Source organism: Streptomyces sp. NPDC032822 (assembly GCF_055578825.1).
In genome coordinates this window covers 17,831-31,703 of the sequence record NZ_JBVIOL010000003.1, presented here as the reverse complement: position 1 = coordinate 31,703, position 13,873 = coordinate 17,831, and the positions used below count along the sequence as shown (strand labels likewise).

The 13,873-nt window shown below is 71.9% G+C and carries 14 protein-coding genes and 1 pseudogene; 8 read left to right on the top strand and 7 right to left on the bottom strand.

Going from position 1 to position 13,873, the window contains the following annotated elements:
* Positions 1-18: 18 nt before the first annotated feature.
* Both ACZ5VD_RS09260 and ACZ5VD_RS09255 read right to left on the bottom strand, forming a co-directional pair.
* On the bottom strand, positions 19-270 hold the full coding sequence (locus tag ACZ5VD_RS09260) for a WhiB family transcriptional regulator (RefSeq protein WP_468681728.1): 252 nt from the start codon (positions 268-270) through the stop codon (positions 19-21).
* Positions 271-433: 163 nt separating this feature from the next.
* Entirely contained in the window at positions 434-1,654 is a 1,221-nt protein-coding gene (locus tag ACZ5VD_RS09255; protein ID WP_468681726.1) for a saccharopine dehydrogenase family protein, read from the bottom strand.
* Positions 1,655-1,824: 170 nt separating this feature from the next.
* Between ACZ5VD_RS09255 and ACZ5VD_RS09250 the strand changes: the two genes are divergently transcribed.
* The gene (locus ACZ5VD_RS09250; RefSeq protein WP_468553627.1) at positions 1,825-2,529 is read left to right on the top strand and encodes a TetR/AcrR family transcriptional regulator; all 705 of its coding nucleotides are present in this window, start codon (positions 1,825-1,827) and stop codon (positions 2,527-2,529) included.
* Here ACZ5VD_RS09250 and ACZ5VD_RS09245 read toward each other — a convergent pair.
* A complete protein-coding gene (locus ACZ5VD_RS09245; protein WP_468682190.1) occupies positions 2,526-3,425 on the bottom strand; it encodes a LysR family transcriptional regulator ArgP in 900 nt (299 codons plus the stop codon). The genes ACZ5VD_RS09250 and ACZ5VD_RS09245 overlap by 4 nt on opposite strands.
* A 69-nt stretch (positions 3,426-3,494) precedes the next feature.
* On the opposite strand from ACZ5VD_RS09245, the gene ACZ5VD_RS09240 reads away from it, so the two are divergent.
* Together ACZ5VD_RS09240 and ACZ5VD_RS09235 are read left to right on the top strand one after the other, a co-directional pair.
* On the top strand, positions 3,495-4,109 hold the full coding sequence (locus tag ACZ5VD_RS09240; protein WP_468681723.1) for a LysE/ArgO family amino acid transporter: 615 nt from the start codon (positions 3,495-3,497) through the stop codon (positions 4,107-4,109).
* Between the two features lie 156 nt (positions 4,110-4,265).
* Positions 4,266-5,562 (top strand): annotated as a pseudogene (locus ACZ5VD_RS09235) (MFS transporter).
* A gap of 9 nt (positions 5,563-5,571) precedes the next feature.
* Here ACZ5VD_RS09235 and ACZ5VD_RS09230 read toward each other — a convergent pair.
* Both ACZ5VD_RS09230 and ACZ5VD_RS09225 read right to left on the bottom strand, forming a co-directional pair.
* Positions 5,572-6,027 carry a cyclic nucleotide-binding domain-containing protein gene (locus ACZ5VD_RS09230; protein WP_468681720.1) on the bottom strand — a complete coding sequence of 152 codons (456 nt, stop codon included), beginning with the start codon at positions 6,025-6,027 and terminating at the stop codon, positions 5,572-5,574.
* A gap of 329 nt (positions 6,028-6,356) precedes the next feature.
* Positions 6,357-6,587 (bottom strand): hypothetical protein, encoded by a 231-nt coding sequence (locus tag ACZ5VD_RS09225; RefSeq protein ID WP_468553631.1) that lies wholly within the window; start codon positions 6,585-6,587, stop codon positions 6,357-6,359.
* A 251-nt stretch (positions 6,588-6,838) separates the two neighbouring features.
* On the opposite strand from ACZ5VD_RS09225, the gene ACZ5VD_RS09220 reads away from it, so the two are divergent.
* The 5 genes from ACZ5VD_RS09220 to ACZ5VD_RS09200 all read left to right on the top strand — a co-directional run bounded on the left by ACZ5VD_RS09220 (position 6,839) and on the right by ACZ5VD_RS09200 (position 10,066).
* Positions 6,839-7,285, top strand: a complete 447-nt coding sequence (locus ACZ5VD_RS09220) for an ATP-binding protein (protein ID WP_468681717.1) — start codon at positions 6,839-6,841, stop codon at positions 7,283-7,285.
* 178 nt (positions 7,286-7,463) lie between these two features.
* Positions 7,464-8,321, top strand: coding sequence for a SigB/SigF/SigG family RNA polymerase sigma factor (locus ACZ5VD_RS09215; protein WP_468553633.1), 858 nt, complete (start codon positions 7,464-7,466; stop codon positions 8,319-8,321).
* 11 nt (positions 8,322-8,332) lie between these two features.
* Positions 8,333-8,575: a DUF5133 domain-containing protein gene (locus ACZ5VD_RS09210; protein ID WP_468681715.1), complete on the top strand. Its 243-nt coding sequence runs from the start codon at positions 8,333-8,335 to the stop codon at positions 8,573-8,575.
* A 197-nt stretch (positions 8,576-8,772) separates the two neighbouring features.
* Complete coding sequence (locus tag ACZ5VD_RS09205) at positions 8,773-9,606, top strand: DUF1206 domain-containing protein (RefSeq protein ID WP_468553635.1); 834 nt, start codon at positions 8,773-8,775, stop codon at positions 9,604-9,606.
* 28 nt (positions 9,607-9,634) lie between these two features.
* Positions 9,635-10,066, top strand: a complete 432-nt coding sequence (locus ACZ5VD_RS09200) for a hypothetical protein (protein ID WP_468553636.1) — start codon at positions 9,635-9,637, stop codon at positions 10,064-10,066.
* Between the two features lie 36 nt (positions 10,067-10,102).
* On the opposite strand, the gene ACZ5VD_RS09195 is transcribed toward ACZ5VD_RS09200, so the two are convergent.
* Positions 10,103-12,352, bottom strand: coding sequence for an FUSC family protein (locus ACZ5VD_RS09195; protein ID WP_468681713.1), 2,250 nt, complete (start codon positions 12,350-12,352; stop codon positions 10,103-10,105).
* Between the two features lie 81 nt (positions 12,353-12,433).
* Positions 12,434-13,801 carry an NAD(P)/FAD-dependent oxidoreductase gene (locus tag ACZ5VD_RS09190; protein ID WP_468553657.1) on the bottom strand — a complete coding sequence of 456 codons (1,368 nt, stop codon included), beginning with the start codon at positions 13,799-13,801 and terminating at the stop codon, positions 12,434-12,436.
* Positions 13,802-13,873 lie beyond the last annotated feature (72 nt).

Here is a 13,873-nt window from a genome sequence, read left to right as displayed (position 1 = left end):
AGCGGTCCGGCCCTTGGATCACCCGGATTTCCGCCGGGCACCCGCACGCCGCCGGAGCGCGCGGCGTTCGTCCTCGCCGGTGCCGCCCCAGACACCGATCGTCTGTCCGGTGTCCATCGCCCACCCCAGACACTGCTCCTGCACCGGGCAGTGCTGGCAGACGGCCTTCGCCTGCTCCTCCTGCACCAGCGCCGGGCCGGTGTTGCCGATCGGGAAGAAGAGGTCGGGGTCCTCTTGGCGGCACGCGGCATGGTCTCGCCAGCTGTCCATGAAAGTCACCTGCGATCGAAAGTCGTGTGCCCTCGGGAATGCCTTACTCCTTTCCGGGTCACCTGTCGATGCGCCGGTGAAACAACCGAGTCGTGTGAGACGTGTCGCGAATCGGTGAAGAACGATGACGGCGGCCACCGCCGGCCGGGCCGCGCGGGCGCCGTCACTGCTCGCGGACGCCCCACGGGGAGCCGTACGCGGTCAGCAGATCCAGGAAGGGACGGGCCTCGAAGGCCTCCGGTCCAAGGACGCCCGCGCCGGACCAGACGCCGGTGGCGAGGAGTTCGAGGGCGACGACCGGGTTGACTGCGGTCTGCCACACCACGGCCTGAGAGCCGTACTCCGCCATCGACCACTGGTTGTCGACCACGTGGTAGAGGTACACCTCGCGCGGTGCCCCGTCCTTGACGCCCCGCACCCAGGTGCCCGCGCAGGTCTTGCCGTGCATCCGTTCGCCCAGCGTCGCCGGGTCCGGCAGACAGGCGGCCACGACGTCCCGCGGCGAGACGGAGACGGGCCCCGCGGCGCCCGGCACGGTCACCGGCTCGGTGCGGTCCAGGCCCAGCAGGTGCAGGGTCCGGAGGGTCTCGATGAACTCCCGGCCCAGGCCGTACTTGAAGGTGACGCGGCGCGCGCCGACCCAGCGCGGCACGAGCAGCACCTCCTCGTGCTCCACGTTCACGCACTCGACCGGACCGATCCCCTCGGGGAAGTCGAACACCTCGGGCTCGCTGAACGGCTCGGTGGTGAACCAGCCGCGGTCGGCCTCGTAGACGACCGGCGGGTTGAGGCACTCCTCGATCGTGGTCCAGATGCTGAAGGAGGGCGCGAAGTCGTAGCCGTCGACCGTCAGGTTCGCCCCGTCGCGGATGCCGATCTCCTCGATCTCGTCGAAGAGCTCGTCGGCCGCGTACCGGGCGAAGACGTCCGAGAGCCCCGGCTCCACGCCCATGCCGACGAGCGCCAGCACCCCTGCCTTCTCCCACTCCTCGGCCTGCGCGAACTGCTCGTCCCCGAGCTTCACCCCGCACTCCGTGTGCGGCCGCTCGGCATGCGGTCTGGACAGCGACATCGCCATGTCCAGGTAGGTGGCACCGGCCGTGCGGGCGGCCCGGAACAGCGGCATCACGAACCGCGGGTCGGTGGCGTTGAGCAGGACGTCACAGCCGTGCCGCTCCAGGAGCGCCGCCACGGCCGCCTCGTCGGCGGCGTCCACGCGTGCGGCCCGGAAGCGTCCCGCGTCCTCGCCGAGGGCCGCCACGGCCGCCTCGGCGCGGGACGGATCGTGGTCGGCGACCACCATCGTGTCGAAGAACGGCCGCCGGGCCGCGATCCGGGTGATGGCGGTGCCCACCCCACCGGCTCCCACGAGCAGTACACGCATGACAGGAACTCCCTCGGTCGGGAAACGGTCGAAGAGCGGGCCCGGGACCGATACAACGCCGCCGGCCGCCTTAAGGTCAATGGCGTTGGCATAAGACCGGGAGCCTGTGGACCGGAGGCGACGGACCTGACGCTGCGGACCGGAGGCCTCGGGCCAGGAGAGGAGACGTCGTGCCCAAACCCGTGGTCCCCGAGGAGAGGCGGCGGCGCCGCCGGCCCACCAGGAGCGGCACCGTGCTGTCCGAACGGCTCATCGTCGAGACCGCGCTGCGCCTGCTGCGCGAACACGGCAGCGCGGGCCTCACCGCCCGCCGTCTCGGCCTCGCCCTGGACGCCGACCCGTCCACGCTCTACCGGTACTTCCGCGGCATGGACGACCTGACCCTCGCCATCGGCGACGCGCTCCTCGGCCAGGCCCTGCGGGGCTGGCGGCCGACGGGGGAGTGGCGGGCGGATCTGCGGGCCGTCGGGCTGCGCATCCACGCCGAGTACGTCGCTCATCCGCAGGCCGCCCTGCTGACCACCAGCCGGGTCACCGGCCGTGCCAACGAACTGGCCGCGGACGAGGCCGTCCTCGACATCCTGCGCACGGCCGGGTTCCCGCTGCCGGACACCGTGCGCGTCTACCACGCCTTCATCGACCAGACCCTGGCCTTCGCCGCCCTCGACGCCGCCTCGCTCGCCCTGCCGCGCGACTCCCTCCACGCCGACGAGGACATGTGGCGTTCCACGTACGCCCGGCTGCCCCGCACCACCCATCCGCGCATCGCCGAGGCGGCACCTCTGCTGGCCGCCCGGATGGTCGCCAGCGCCTACCCGACGGCCCTGGAGATGCTGCTGGACGGTGCGGAGGCCCGGCTCCGGGCGTACGGCTAGCCGCGCAGCGCTCCGGCGGCGGCAGCCGCCACCGCCTCGGCCACGACGGCCAGCGCCGGGGAGTCCAGCTTCCACTGCTGCCAGTACAGCGGTACATCGACCGGGTGGTCCGGCGCCAGCGGGACGAGGCGGCCCTCGCGCATCAGCCGGTCCGCCTGCGCCTCCGGGACCAGGCCCCAGCCGAGGCCCGCCGTGACGCACTCGACGAAGCCCTCCGAGGTCGGGACGGAGTGCCGCAGGGGACTCGCCGCACTCCGGCCGCGCCGCAACCGGCGGACGAAGGCGTCCTGGAGGTCGTCGCTCCGGTCGAAGGTCATCACCGGCGCGCGGGCGAGGGCCTCGCCCAGTGGTCCGGCGAGATGGCGGTCGGTGAACTCCGGACTGGCCGCCGCGAGGTACCGCATCCGCCCCAGGGCCCGCACGGAACAGCCCGCCACCGCGTCGGGAGACGACGTCACCGCCGCCATGACCTGGCCCTCCCGCAGCAGCGCCGCCGTGCGCGTCTCGTCCTCGCGGCGCAGCTCGAAACAGAGCCGCGGCTGTGGCGGTACGCGGGTGAGCGCCCCCAGGAACCAGGTCGCCAGGGAGTCCGCGTTCACCGCGACCGACACCCGGGTCGGCTCCGTGTCGCTGCTCATGCCGAGCTCGGCGCGCGCGTCCCGCTCCAGCCGGGCCAGCTGGCGGGCGAACCGCACCACGACCTCGCCGGACTCGGTCGGGCGCACCGGCTTGGTGCGCACCAGGAGCACCCGCCCGGTGCGCTGCTCCAGAGCCTTCACCCGCTGGCTGACCGCGGACGGCGTCACATGCAGGGCGGCGGCCGCCGCGTCGAACGTGCCCTCGTCGATCACGGCGAGCAGTGTCCGGACCTGATCCAGCGGGAGTTCGGTCATCATCACGACAACTAAGGATACGTAAGAATCTTTAGCTGTACACGCGGTGATCGCTTCCTTAGCGTCGACGTCATGACCGCCTCCCTGACCGCCGCGGCCGCCGGATTCGGCACCGGCCTCTCGCTCATCGTCGCCATCGGCGCCCAGAACGCGTTCGTCCTGCGCCAGGGAGTCCGGCAGCACGCGGTCCTCGCCGTCGTCGCGATCTGCGCCCTGTCCGATGCCGTTCTCATCTCCCTGGGCGTCGCCGGCGTCGGAGCCGTGGTGGTGGCCTGGCCGGGCGCGTTGACCGCGGTCGGCTGGGTCGGTGGGGCGTTCCTGCTGAGCTACGGGGCCCTCGCCGTCCGCCGGGTGGTCAGGCCCGGCGGCGCCCTGGACGCCGGGGGCGAGGCGGAGGGCTCGGTCCGGCGTGCGGTTCTCACCTGTCTCGCGATGACCTGGCTGAATCCGCACGTCTACCTCGACACCGTGTTCCTGCTCGGTTCCGTGGCCGCCGACCGGGGACCGCTGCGCTGGACGTTCGGGCTCGGCGCGGTGCTCGCCAGCCTGTGCTGGTTCACCGCGCTCGGCTTCGGCGCCCGCCTCCTCGGCCGCTTCCTGGCCCGGCCGGCCGCGTGGCGGGTCCTGGACGGCCTGGTCGCCGCGATGATGCTCGCCCTCGGCGCCACGCTCATCGCGGGGGCGTGAGGAGGACGAGGCGCGAAGGCCGCGGGGTGGGGAGTCCGTGATCCGGGATTCCGGATCACGGATCACGGATCACGGATCACGGATCACGAAGACGGGGACGGTGCTGCGATAGTGATCCCCGGACCCGGATAGATGTAGCGAGCAACCAGGAAGCCCGTGGACACCAGCGAGAGCAGCACCGACCCTCAGACGCCGCCCGGGGACGAGGCTCGGCGGACCGGACGCGGCCGACGCCGCTGGGCCATGGACACCCGCCCCCTGCGCCGGCCGGCCTACCGGCGTCTGTGGTCCTCGACGATCGTCACGGCCGTCGGCAGCCAGCTCACCGCCGTCGCCGTGCCCAAGCAGATCTACGACATCACCGGCTCCTCGGCCTGGGTCGGCGCCGCCAGCCTCGCCGGCCTGCTGCCCCTGATCGTGTTCGCGCTGTGGGGCGGTGCGGTCGCCGACACCATGGACCGCCGCAAGCTGCTCCTGATCACCAACATCGGCATCGCCGTGACCTCCGTGCTCTTCTGGCTCCAGGCCGTCGCCGGGCTGGACTCGGTGGCCGTCCTGATGGTCCTGCTCGCCGTGCAGCAGGCGTTCTGGGGGCTGAACGCCCCGGCGCGCAACGCGTCCATCGCCCGGCTGGTCCCCAAGGAGGAGATGGCCGCCGCCAACGCCCTCGGCTCCACCGTCATGCAGACCGGACAGGTGGTCGGCCCGCTGCTCGCCGGGGTGCTGATCCCCGTCATCGGCCTCCCCGAGCTCTACCTCCTCGACGCCCTCGCGCTGTGCGTGACGGTGTGGGCGGTCTACCGGCTGCCCTCACTGCCGCCCCTCACCGGCACCGGGCCGCGCCGGGCGGGCGTACGGGAGATCATGGCGGGCTTCCGCTACATCGCCCTGCACAAGGTGCTGCTGCTGTCCTTCCTCGCCGACATCATCGCCATGGTCCTCGGCATGCCCCGCGCTGTTCCCCCAGCTCGCCTCCCAGACGTACGCGCCCTACGGCGAAGGGCTCGCCCTGGGGCTGCTGTTCGCGGCCATCCCCGTCGGCGCGGTCCTCGGCGGACTGCTGTCCGGCACGTTCTCCCGCGCCCGCCGGCACGGCTGGATGGTCATCGGGGCGGTCGTCGCCTGGGGCGCCGCCATCACCGGCTTCGGCCTCAGCGACAGTCTGTGGCTCGCCGTGGTGTTCCTCGCCCTGGCCGGGGTCGCCGACATGGTGTCCATGGTGTTCCGCGGGGCGATCCTGCTGTCCGCCGCCACGGACGAGATGCGCGGCCGTATGCAGGGCGTCTTCACCGTCGTGGTCGCCGGCGGCCCGCGGCTCGCCGACGTCCTGCACGGCTCGGCGGGCTCGGCCTTCGGTGCTCCCGCGGCGGTCGCGGGCGGCGGGATCCTGGTGATGGCCGTGATGCTGGGCCTGGCGTTCGCGGTGCCGGCGCTGCGTCGATACCGGGTCTGAGACCGGCGCCTACAGGACACCGCGCCGGTGGGCCGTGTACTGCTCCATGAGCTTGCCCCGGGTCGTCTCGAGCCGGTGCGCGAGGATCTCGGCGACCGACCGCACCAGGATCAGCCCCAATTGCTGGTCCTCCTCGCACAGTTCGAGCACGGCCGCCGCGTCGAACTCGTGGGCGCGGACCGGGCTGAAGGCCTCCGCCCCGAAGTCCCAGCGGTACGGCGGGAACAGCCAGGACCAGCCGAGGAGATCGCCCGCGCCGAGCCCGGCGACGGTCACCCGCTGCTGGACCGTCACCTGCTGGGTGAGGGAGACCGCTCCCGAGCGGACGACCCAGAAGCGGTCGGCCGTACCGCCCGCCTCGAAGATCCGGGTGTCCTCCGGGAACGAGACCTCGCGGGCGAGTGACATCAGATGCCGCCGCTGGGGCGGCGGAAGGGCGGTGAGCAGTTTGATCGCTTTGGTCATGACACGGGGCTCCTCGCCGGCGATGGTTCCGGTTTTTCCCTACGTCCATTTCAGCGGCTGTGACCGCGCCGGGCACCTCGGCGGACCGAAGAATGCCACGCGGGGTGCGTGGGGGCCGGATCCGGCAGGGGAGTCGAGGGCATGAAAAAAGCCCTGGCTGGACGGGGGAGGCCAGCCAGGGCCGTCATGGGTGGCACGCGGAGGACCGATACGGTCGACCCCACGACCACGTGTGTATGAACGGTAAACCATCTAGGGGGATACTGCGCAACCCAATCCGGGTCACGTGACCTGTTTCACGCCATTTTCCCCTCGGGTGCAGGGGATCTTCACGTGGGTTGCTCGCCGTTCGCCCGTCTGCCCGGCGTCAGGATCTCGTCCAGGACCCTGGTCACGCTCTCGTACGCGAGCGTCCGGACGGCCGCGTCGTGCGCCCCCTCGGGATCGGCTCGCCGGAGGTCGTCGCTGCGGGTCCGCCAGACCCGCTCCTCCTCCACGGCACAGGCCCGGGCGCGTTGGATGCGTCGCAGGAGTTCGTCGGAGTCCACCACATCGGTCATGTCCTGCGCGTACCCGCTCCGGGCGCGGGGATGGCCCCGACTTCCCGTCGGGAACGAGATGTTTGGCACGCCGGGGAAGGGTCAGCCGAAGAGGAGAGACCTGCGGAAGCCCACCCGACGTGCGGCGAAGACCGCTGCGGCCGGGGACTTCCGGCCGTCGGGTCCGCGGCGAGCCGGCGCCCTGCCACGAGCACCGCGGGCGTGGCCGGGTCCGGCAATTTTTTCGTTCAGCGATTCAGGGAGTTGCAGGCATGTGCGACGAGCGCGGGACCGAGTTCGCCCTCCAGTCGTCGTCCGTCGTGAACCAGCGCGGACAGCCCGGGCCCTACAAGCCCGCCGAGGCGCGCAGGGCCGTCGAACGGGCCGTGACCGAGCGCTGTCGCGCCACCCGCACCGCCTGCGACGCGGACACCCTCTCCGACGCCCTGCTCGTCGCCTCGGAACTCACCACCAACGCGATCTTGCACGGCGGGGGCATCACGGACTTCCGCGTCGACGTCGTGGGGCCCGGTGTCCGCGTCTCGGTGAGTGACCGCAGCGCCGAACTCCCGGTGGACCGAGGACCGGTGGACTTCCGCGAACCCCGACGCGCCGGCGGCCACGGCTGGCCGATCGTCTGCCGGCTCTCCCGTGACATCCGGGTGACCGACCTGCCCTCGGGCGGCAAGTGCATCACCGCCCTGGTGCCCCTGTCCTGAAGACTTCTCAGATCCGGAGTTTGCGCCCAGGGGCCCCGGGCAGACGCAATTTCGTGCTTCGGACCGGAGGCGCGCCAGCGGGAGCGGCATAGCTGCTCCGGGGCCCTCCTGGTCACCCGGGCAGTGTCTTTCCCTCCCGCGGTAATGACCTGAGACGACCGTTCAGGAGCGATTCCGCATGCTCATCGACATGTCGACAAACCGTCCCGGCACACCCGCTCGGCAGACCACCCCCACCCGGCGTCGGCACGACGACGCCCCCGACACCACCGTCCTCTTCACCCGACTGGCGGGCCTGGAGGACGGCCCCGAGCGCGATGCCCTTCGCGACGAACTCGCCGCGGCCTGGCTGCCGATGGCCCACCGGATCGCCGGCCGCTTCCGCGACCGCGGCGAATCCATCGAGGACCTGCGGCAGGTAGCCGCGCTGGGCCTGGTGAAGGCGATCGACCGCTTCGAGCCGGAGCGGGGAGCCTTCGAGAGCTACGCCGTGCCGACCATCACCGGAGAGGTCAAGCGCCACTTCCGGGACCGGATGTGGGCCCTGCGCGTGCCCCGCCGGGTGCAGGAACTGCGCAACAAGGTGCGGGTCGCCCGGCGCGAGCTGACCCAGAGCCCCGGCTCCCCGGAGCCCTCGGCCGCCGACATCGCCACCCACACCGGACTGACCGAGGAGGAGGTCGCCGCGGGCATGGAGGCGCTGGAGAGCTTCAGCACCCTCTCGCTCGACGCCGAACTCTCCGCCGGCGACGACGGCTACAACCTCGCCGACACCCTGGGCTCCTCCGACGAGTCGTTCGACACCGTCGTCGACCGCGAGTCCGCCAAGGAAGGGCTGCGCCGGCTGCCCGAGCGTGAGCGGGCCATCCTCTACATGCGCTTCTTCGAGGACATGACCCAGAGCCGTATCGCCGACCAGCTCGGCATCTCCCAGATGCACGTCTCCCGCCTGATCAGCCGCAGCTGTGCCCTCGTGCGCGACGAGGCGCTGGGACAGCGGGCGAACCGGCGGGGCCCCGGCAGCCGCGAGATGTGAGGGGAAGCGGGATGCCGATACCTCATCCGGCGTTCCCGCGCCGACTCGTCGAGGAGGACCAGTCGTTGCGGGCCGAGGAGGCCGCGCGGGGCCCGGCACATCCGAGCCCGCGGTCCCCGGACCCCGTCTGCACGCTCTGCGCGCCGACCGGCACGCGCGACGTGAGACTCGCGCTGGAGGCGGCGTACCGCCTGCAGGCGGGGGCACCGCAGGGCCGGCCCGCGCGAGGCGGGCGGAGGACGGGAACGGCGTGACGATGCCGCCTTGAGGCGGTGCGAGACAGGACGGACCGAGCGGTCGCGGGACGGTGTACGGCCCGCGGCCGCTCGGCCGAGACAGGCACGGCAGACGCCGTTGGCGGTCGTGAGCCCACGACCGCGCGCCGTGGAACACCATCACCGTGCCGGGTGTGCCCACCCGCGACCAGGGCATGCGATTGCAGGAGGTCCATATGAACACGGGTGCGAAGGCGCGCAGCGCAGGGAACGACGCCCACCGGGTCGCGAGGGGCTCGGGGCGTGAAGGGGCCGCGCGGGCGGGACTGACCGCGCGCGGAGTGATCTATCTGTTGGTGGGTGTCCTGGCCCTGCAGATCGCCTTCGGCGAGGGGCAGCAGCAGGCCGACCGCGGCGGCGCGCTCGCCGAACTCGCCGAGAAGCCGTTCGGTGCCGTGATGCTGTGGGCGCTGGGCATCGGCCTCGTCGGCATGGCCCTGTGGCGGCTCTCCGAGGTCGTCTTCGGCGCGGCCGGACAGGACGGCGGAAAGGCCAGCAAACGACTGATGTCGGGCGCGCGATGCGTCTTCTACTCGTTCGTCGCCTACTCCGTGCTGTCCTTCGCCGCGGGCTCGGGCGGCGGCGGATCCAGTGACAAGCAGTCCAAGGACGTCACCGCCCGGGTGCTCGAACTCCCGGCGGGACAGTGGCTGGTGGGTGCGGCCGGGGTAGGCATCGCCGGTGCGGGCGTGTGGATCGGCGTGCGGGCGGTGCTGCGCAAGTACCACGACAAGCTCAAGCTCGGCGAGATGTCCGCGCGTACCCGCCAGCTCGTCGACATCACCGGTGTGGGCGGCGGCGCGGCGCGAGGCGCTGTCTTCGCCGTGGCGGGTGCCTTCGCGGTGCGCGCGGCCGTCGACTACGAGCCCGACAAGGCCAAGGGCCTCGACGACACCCTCCGCTCCTTCGCCGACACCCCGCTCGGGCCGTGGCTGCTGGTCTGTGTCGCGGCCGGGTTCGTGCTCTTCGGACTGTTCTCGTTCGCGATGGCCCGCTGGCGTCGCGTCTGAGATCCGGCACACGGGGAACACGCACCTGATGAACGAACCCGAGCTTCCGCCCGATGGCCGGCCCGTGGACGTCTATCTCGACCTGTTGCGTGTGCGTATGGACACGGAGGACTACCGCCTCCTGCTCAGCGTGGTCGAACCCGTACTGCGGGCGATCGAGGAGCAACGCCTGCCCATGCTCGACTTCACCCTCGACGACGGGCCCGCCGAAAGACTGCCCCAGGAGGTCCGTGACGAGGCCGCGCTGGTGATCGCCACGGCCGTCACGGGCCGCCTCGACAACGAGGTGATCGAGCTGCAGATCGAGGACACCGGCCCGGTCCGGGTGGTCACCGACGCGGCCACCGCGTCCGACCCGGTGCGCCTGGGCGAGATCGCCGACTACATCCGCGAACGACAGCGGACGAACGACGAACTCCGCGGCATCGCCGAGGTCAGCGACCTGCCGACGGACCTCTGAGCGGGAAGCGCGCACCGGCCACGTGGCCCGGTGCCGCTACCTCTTGGGCGCGGCGACCGGCACCTTGAGCGGACGGGCCAGGCCCGCCACCGACTCGTCCAGGCGCTGCAGATGGCGCAGCACGCGATCGGTGACCCGCCCGAACCGCGGTGTGCCCGGCACGTCCGGTTCCAGCAGCGAGGCGATGCTGGAACCGGTCTCGATCTCCACGGCGGCCTGCGGATCGGCGACGAACCCGGCGATGGCCCCGATGTTGTGCGCGATACGCCGTCCCGCCCGCCGCAGCCGCGGGTCCGCCGCGATGGAGGGATGGGTCGGCAACAGCTCGGCCGTCGCGGCCAGGGAACGCGCGTGGTAGGCGCAGGTCTCCAGCAGCGCGACGACATAGCGGGCGGTGTCCCGGCGGGTCCGCAGCGGGGTCACCGGGTGGGTCAGCGGCTGGGTGGCGGCCCGCAGGTCGGCCAGCGCCTCGTCCAGGTCACGCGCCTTGTCCAGCAACTCCACCGGCGGACCGCCACTGAGCTGGTCCACGGCCGCCTCGGTGACGTCGGCCAGCCGGTCCAGGACGGTGACCAGCAGTTCGTTCGTACGCCGGTCCGTCCGCACCGGCAGCACGAACGCCGCCGCGACGATTCCGCAGGCCGCGCCGAGCGCCGTCTCCTCGATCCGCAGCACCAGCACCGAGGTGCTGTAGGTGTGCAGGAGGGTGTAGAGCACGCCCAGCGCCGCGGTCACGAAGAAGGACATCAGCGTGTACGACAGGGGCGCGGTGTAGAACATCGCGAACACGCACAGCAGCACCACCGCGAACGCCGTCCAGGTGTGCTGCCCGACCAGCCCCGCCAGCAGGATCCCGGCCACGACTCCGAACACGGTGCCCAGCAGCCGCCGGTAGCCCTTGACCAGGATCTCGCCCGTGGACGCGGTGTTGATGAACACGATCCAGCACGTCAGCACCGCCCAGTACCAGCGATGACTGGAGAGCAGCTCACCGCCGATCATGGCCAGCGCCGAACCCACGGCGACCTGTACGGCGGCCCGGGTGGTCGGACGGTTCAGCCCGGTGGGTTCCGCCTCGTCCCGGCTCTCCTCCTCGCCGGCGTCGATGGCGGCGTCCTCGGCGTCCAGCTCCTCGCGTGAACGGGCCGTCGTCGGGGTGTCGTCCGTGTCGTCCTGGGGCCCGTCCAGGGCGGTCCGCAGACCCAGCACCGACCGCGCGGCCTCACCGAGGCCCCGGAAGACGTCCTGGACGGCGGCCGGGGCGGGCGGCAGGTTCTCCTCGTCGCGGTAGCCGAGGAGCCGGTTGCGCACATGGGCCAGCGCGGTGCCGGACTCCCCGGTGACCGGGCGCAGCACCAGCATGCGCAGCGCCTCCAGGTCCCGGCGCAGGGTGGTCGCCGCCGTGTCGTGCGCGGGCAGTCGGCCGGCCGCCGGGACGGGGGCGCCCGGCAGATGCAGGGTGAGGGTGTCCGCCCGTTCGGCACTGCGTGCGGTCAGCAGCAGCAGGCCCAGCCGCTCGGCGGCGATCTCGGCGTCCGCGATACGCCGCTGCACGAGCCGCGCGGTCGCCTCGTCGGCGGTGCCCTCCTCCAGCCGGCTCTGGATCATCATGGCCGACTCGTGGAGCCGGGCGGTGCCGCTGCGCAGGTCCTCCAGCGCCTTCTCCACCTCGTCCGGCTGGGCGTCGAACAGCGCGAGCTGCGCGGTCACCAACTGGGCGAGCCGGGCGCGGAAGGCCTCGCGCAGCCGCACCAGGATGTGCGTCGGCGTCTCGGGCACCAGCACGAAACGCACCAGCGCGCTGCAGAGGAAGGCAGCGAGGATCGAGCCGGACAGGGCGGGCAGCGCGGAGACGGAGGCGCCGACGAACAGGGACAGGAAGTAGACCTGGAACCCGATCAGGCCGAGCGCGGTGCCGCGGTCGCCGAACCGGCGGCCGTAGACCGCGCAGAAGATCAGGGCGACGAAGAAGAGGTCGCCGGCCACCACACGGGAGCTGAGGAACGCGCCCAGCGACACGGACGCCAGCGCCACCGGCAGGCCCAGCGCGAGCGTCACCGCCTGCTGCCCGCGCTGCTTCTCGCGGATGGCGAAGGTGGCGACCATCGCGGCGATGGCACCCGCCACCAGATGCGTGACATCGGCCCCCAGGACGCTGAGCACGGCCAGCGTGAGGGCGATCGCCCCCACGGTCCGCAGCCCGGCGGTCAGCCGCAACAACCCCGGATCGGACGCGGCGACGCCGTCCCGCAACCGCACCCACACCGACCGTCCCGCTGCCTTCACGCCGCCGTACTCACTCCCGTGTCACGTCATGATCTCCACCCTCAGCATGGCACGGGAGTGAGTGCCCGGTGTCACCGGTCCTTATCGCTCGGTTCCCTCCACGTGCGCCCGCACCTCTTCCGGCTTCATGTACGCGTCCGTGTACTCGAAGTCCTTCAGCTTGGCGGCCTTGCGGGCCTGGAAGCCGGTCCGTACGAAGTCGTCGCCGGCGACCGCGTTCAGCACCCAGTTCGTCATCACCCGCGTCTTGGCGACGCCGGTGCGCAGCGCCGACCAGTGGTAGCCGCGGGCCACGGCCTGGGCGGGTACACCGCGCAGTTCGATGCCGAGCGGCTTGGACACGGCGTCCTTGCCGCCGAGGTCGACGACCAGACCGAGGTCCTTGTGGACGTACGGCGTCATCGTCCGCCCGCGCAGCGTGGCGATGACGTTGTCGGCGACGTGCTTGCCCTGGCGCATGGCGTGCTGGGCCGTGGGCGGGCAGATCGCGCCCTCCTCGCCCTTGGCGTCGTCGGGCACCGCGGCGGCGTCGCCGAGCGCGAACACCCCGTCGTGGCCCGGCAGGTTCATGTCGGTGGTGACCGCGAGCCGCCCGCGGACCGTCTCCGCGCCGAGCGTGGCGATGAGAGGGCTCGCGACCACGCCAGCGGTCCAGATCAGGGTGCGGGTGGGGACCACCCGCCCGTCGGTGAACGTGACCTCCTCGGGCCCCGCCTTGGCGATGGAGACTCCGAGCGAGATGTCGATGCCCCGCTTGCGCAGGATCTCCTGGGCGCTGCTGCCCAGCTTGTCGCCGAGTTCGGGCATCAGCTTGGGCGCGATGTCGATCAGATGCCACTTGATCAGGCCCGGGTCCAGGCGCGGGTAGCGCTTGACGGCGGCGTGCGTCAGACGCTGCAGACAGGCCGCGGTCTCGGTGCCGGCGTAGCCGCCGCCGACCACCACGAACTGCAGCCGGGAGGCCCGTTCCGCCTCGTCGTGGCTGGCGTCGGCGAGATCCAGCTGGGAGATGACGTGGTCACGGACGTAGGCCGCCTCGGCCAGCGACTTCATGCCGAAGGCGTGGTCGGTGAGGCCGGGGATGTCGAAGGTGCGGGTGATGCTGCCGGGCGCCAGCACGATGTAGTCGTAGGGCTGGTCGACGATCTCGTCGGTGATCGTCCGGACGACACAGACCTTGCTCTTGAGGTCCACGCCGATCGCGCCGCCCGGAATGATCCGGGTGCGGTACTTCTTGCTGCGGCGCAGGGACACGGCGATCGACTGCGGCGTGAGCACGCCGGAGGCGACCTGGGGCAGCAGGGGAAGGTAGAGCTGGTAGGCGAACGGCGTCACCAGGGTGACGTCGGCTTCGTCGGCGGAGAGCTTCCGCTCCAGACGGCGGACGCACTCCACGCCGGCGAAGCCTGCGCCCACCACCAGGATCCTGGGTCGTGTCACGGTGTTCATCCCTTTCAACGCGTCGAGCACCACCATGCCCGCCCCGCCGCCGAAGCGCACCGGGGCGATCGTGAAGATCGT

Coding starts and splice junctions, on each gene's coding strand:
- ACZ5VD_RS09260 (WP_468681728.1), bottom strand. CDS start 270: ATGGACAGCTGGCGAGACCATGCCGCGTGCCGCCAAGAGGACCCCGAC.
- ACZ5VD_RS09255 (WP_468681726.1), bottom strand. CDS start 1,654: ATGCGTGTACTGCTCGTGGGAGCCGGTGGGGTGGGCACCGCCATCACC.
- ACZ5VD_RS09245 (WP_468682190.1), bottom strand. CDS start 3,425: ATGATGACCGAACTCCCGCTGGATCAGGTCCGGACACTGCTCGCCGTG.
- ACZ5VD_RS09240 (WP_468681723.1), top strand. CDS start 3,495: ATGACCGCCTCCCTGACCGCCGCGGCCGCCGGATTCGGCACCGGCCTC.
- ACZ5VD_RS09230 (WP_468681720.1), bottom strand. CDS start 6,027: ATGACCAAAGCGATCAAACTGCTCACCGCCCTTCCGCCGCCCCAGCGG.
- ACZ5VD_RS09225 (WP_468553631.1), bottom strand. CDS start 6,587: ATGACCGATGTGGTGGACTCCGACGAACTCCTGCGACGCATCCAACGC.
- ACZ5VD_RS09220 (WP_468681717.1), top strand. CDS start 6,839: ATGTGCGACGAGCGCGGGACCGAGTTCGCCCTCCAGTCGTCGTCCGTC.
- ACZ5VD_RS09215 (WP_468553633.1), top strand. CDS start 7,464: ATGCTCATCGACATGTCGACAAACCGTCCCGGCACACCCGCTCGGCAG.
- ACZ5VD_RS09210 (WP_468681715.1), top strand. CDS start 8,333: ATGCCGATACCTCATCCGGCGTTCCCGCGCCGACTCGTCGAGGAGGAC.
- ACZ5VD_RS09205 (WP_468553635.1), top strand. CDS start 8,773: ATGAACACGGGTGCGAAGGCGCGCAGCGCAGGGAACGACGCCCACCGG.
- ACZ5VD_RS09200 (WP_468553636.1), top strand. CDS start 9,635: ATGAACGAACCCGAGCTTCCGCCCGATGGCCGGCCCGTGGACGTCTAT.
- ACZ5VD_RS09190 (WP_468553657.1), bottom strand. CDS start 13,801: ATGAACACCGTGACACGACCCAGGATCCTGGTGGTGGGCGCAGGCTTC.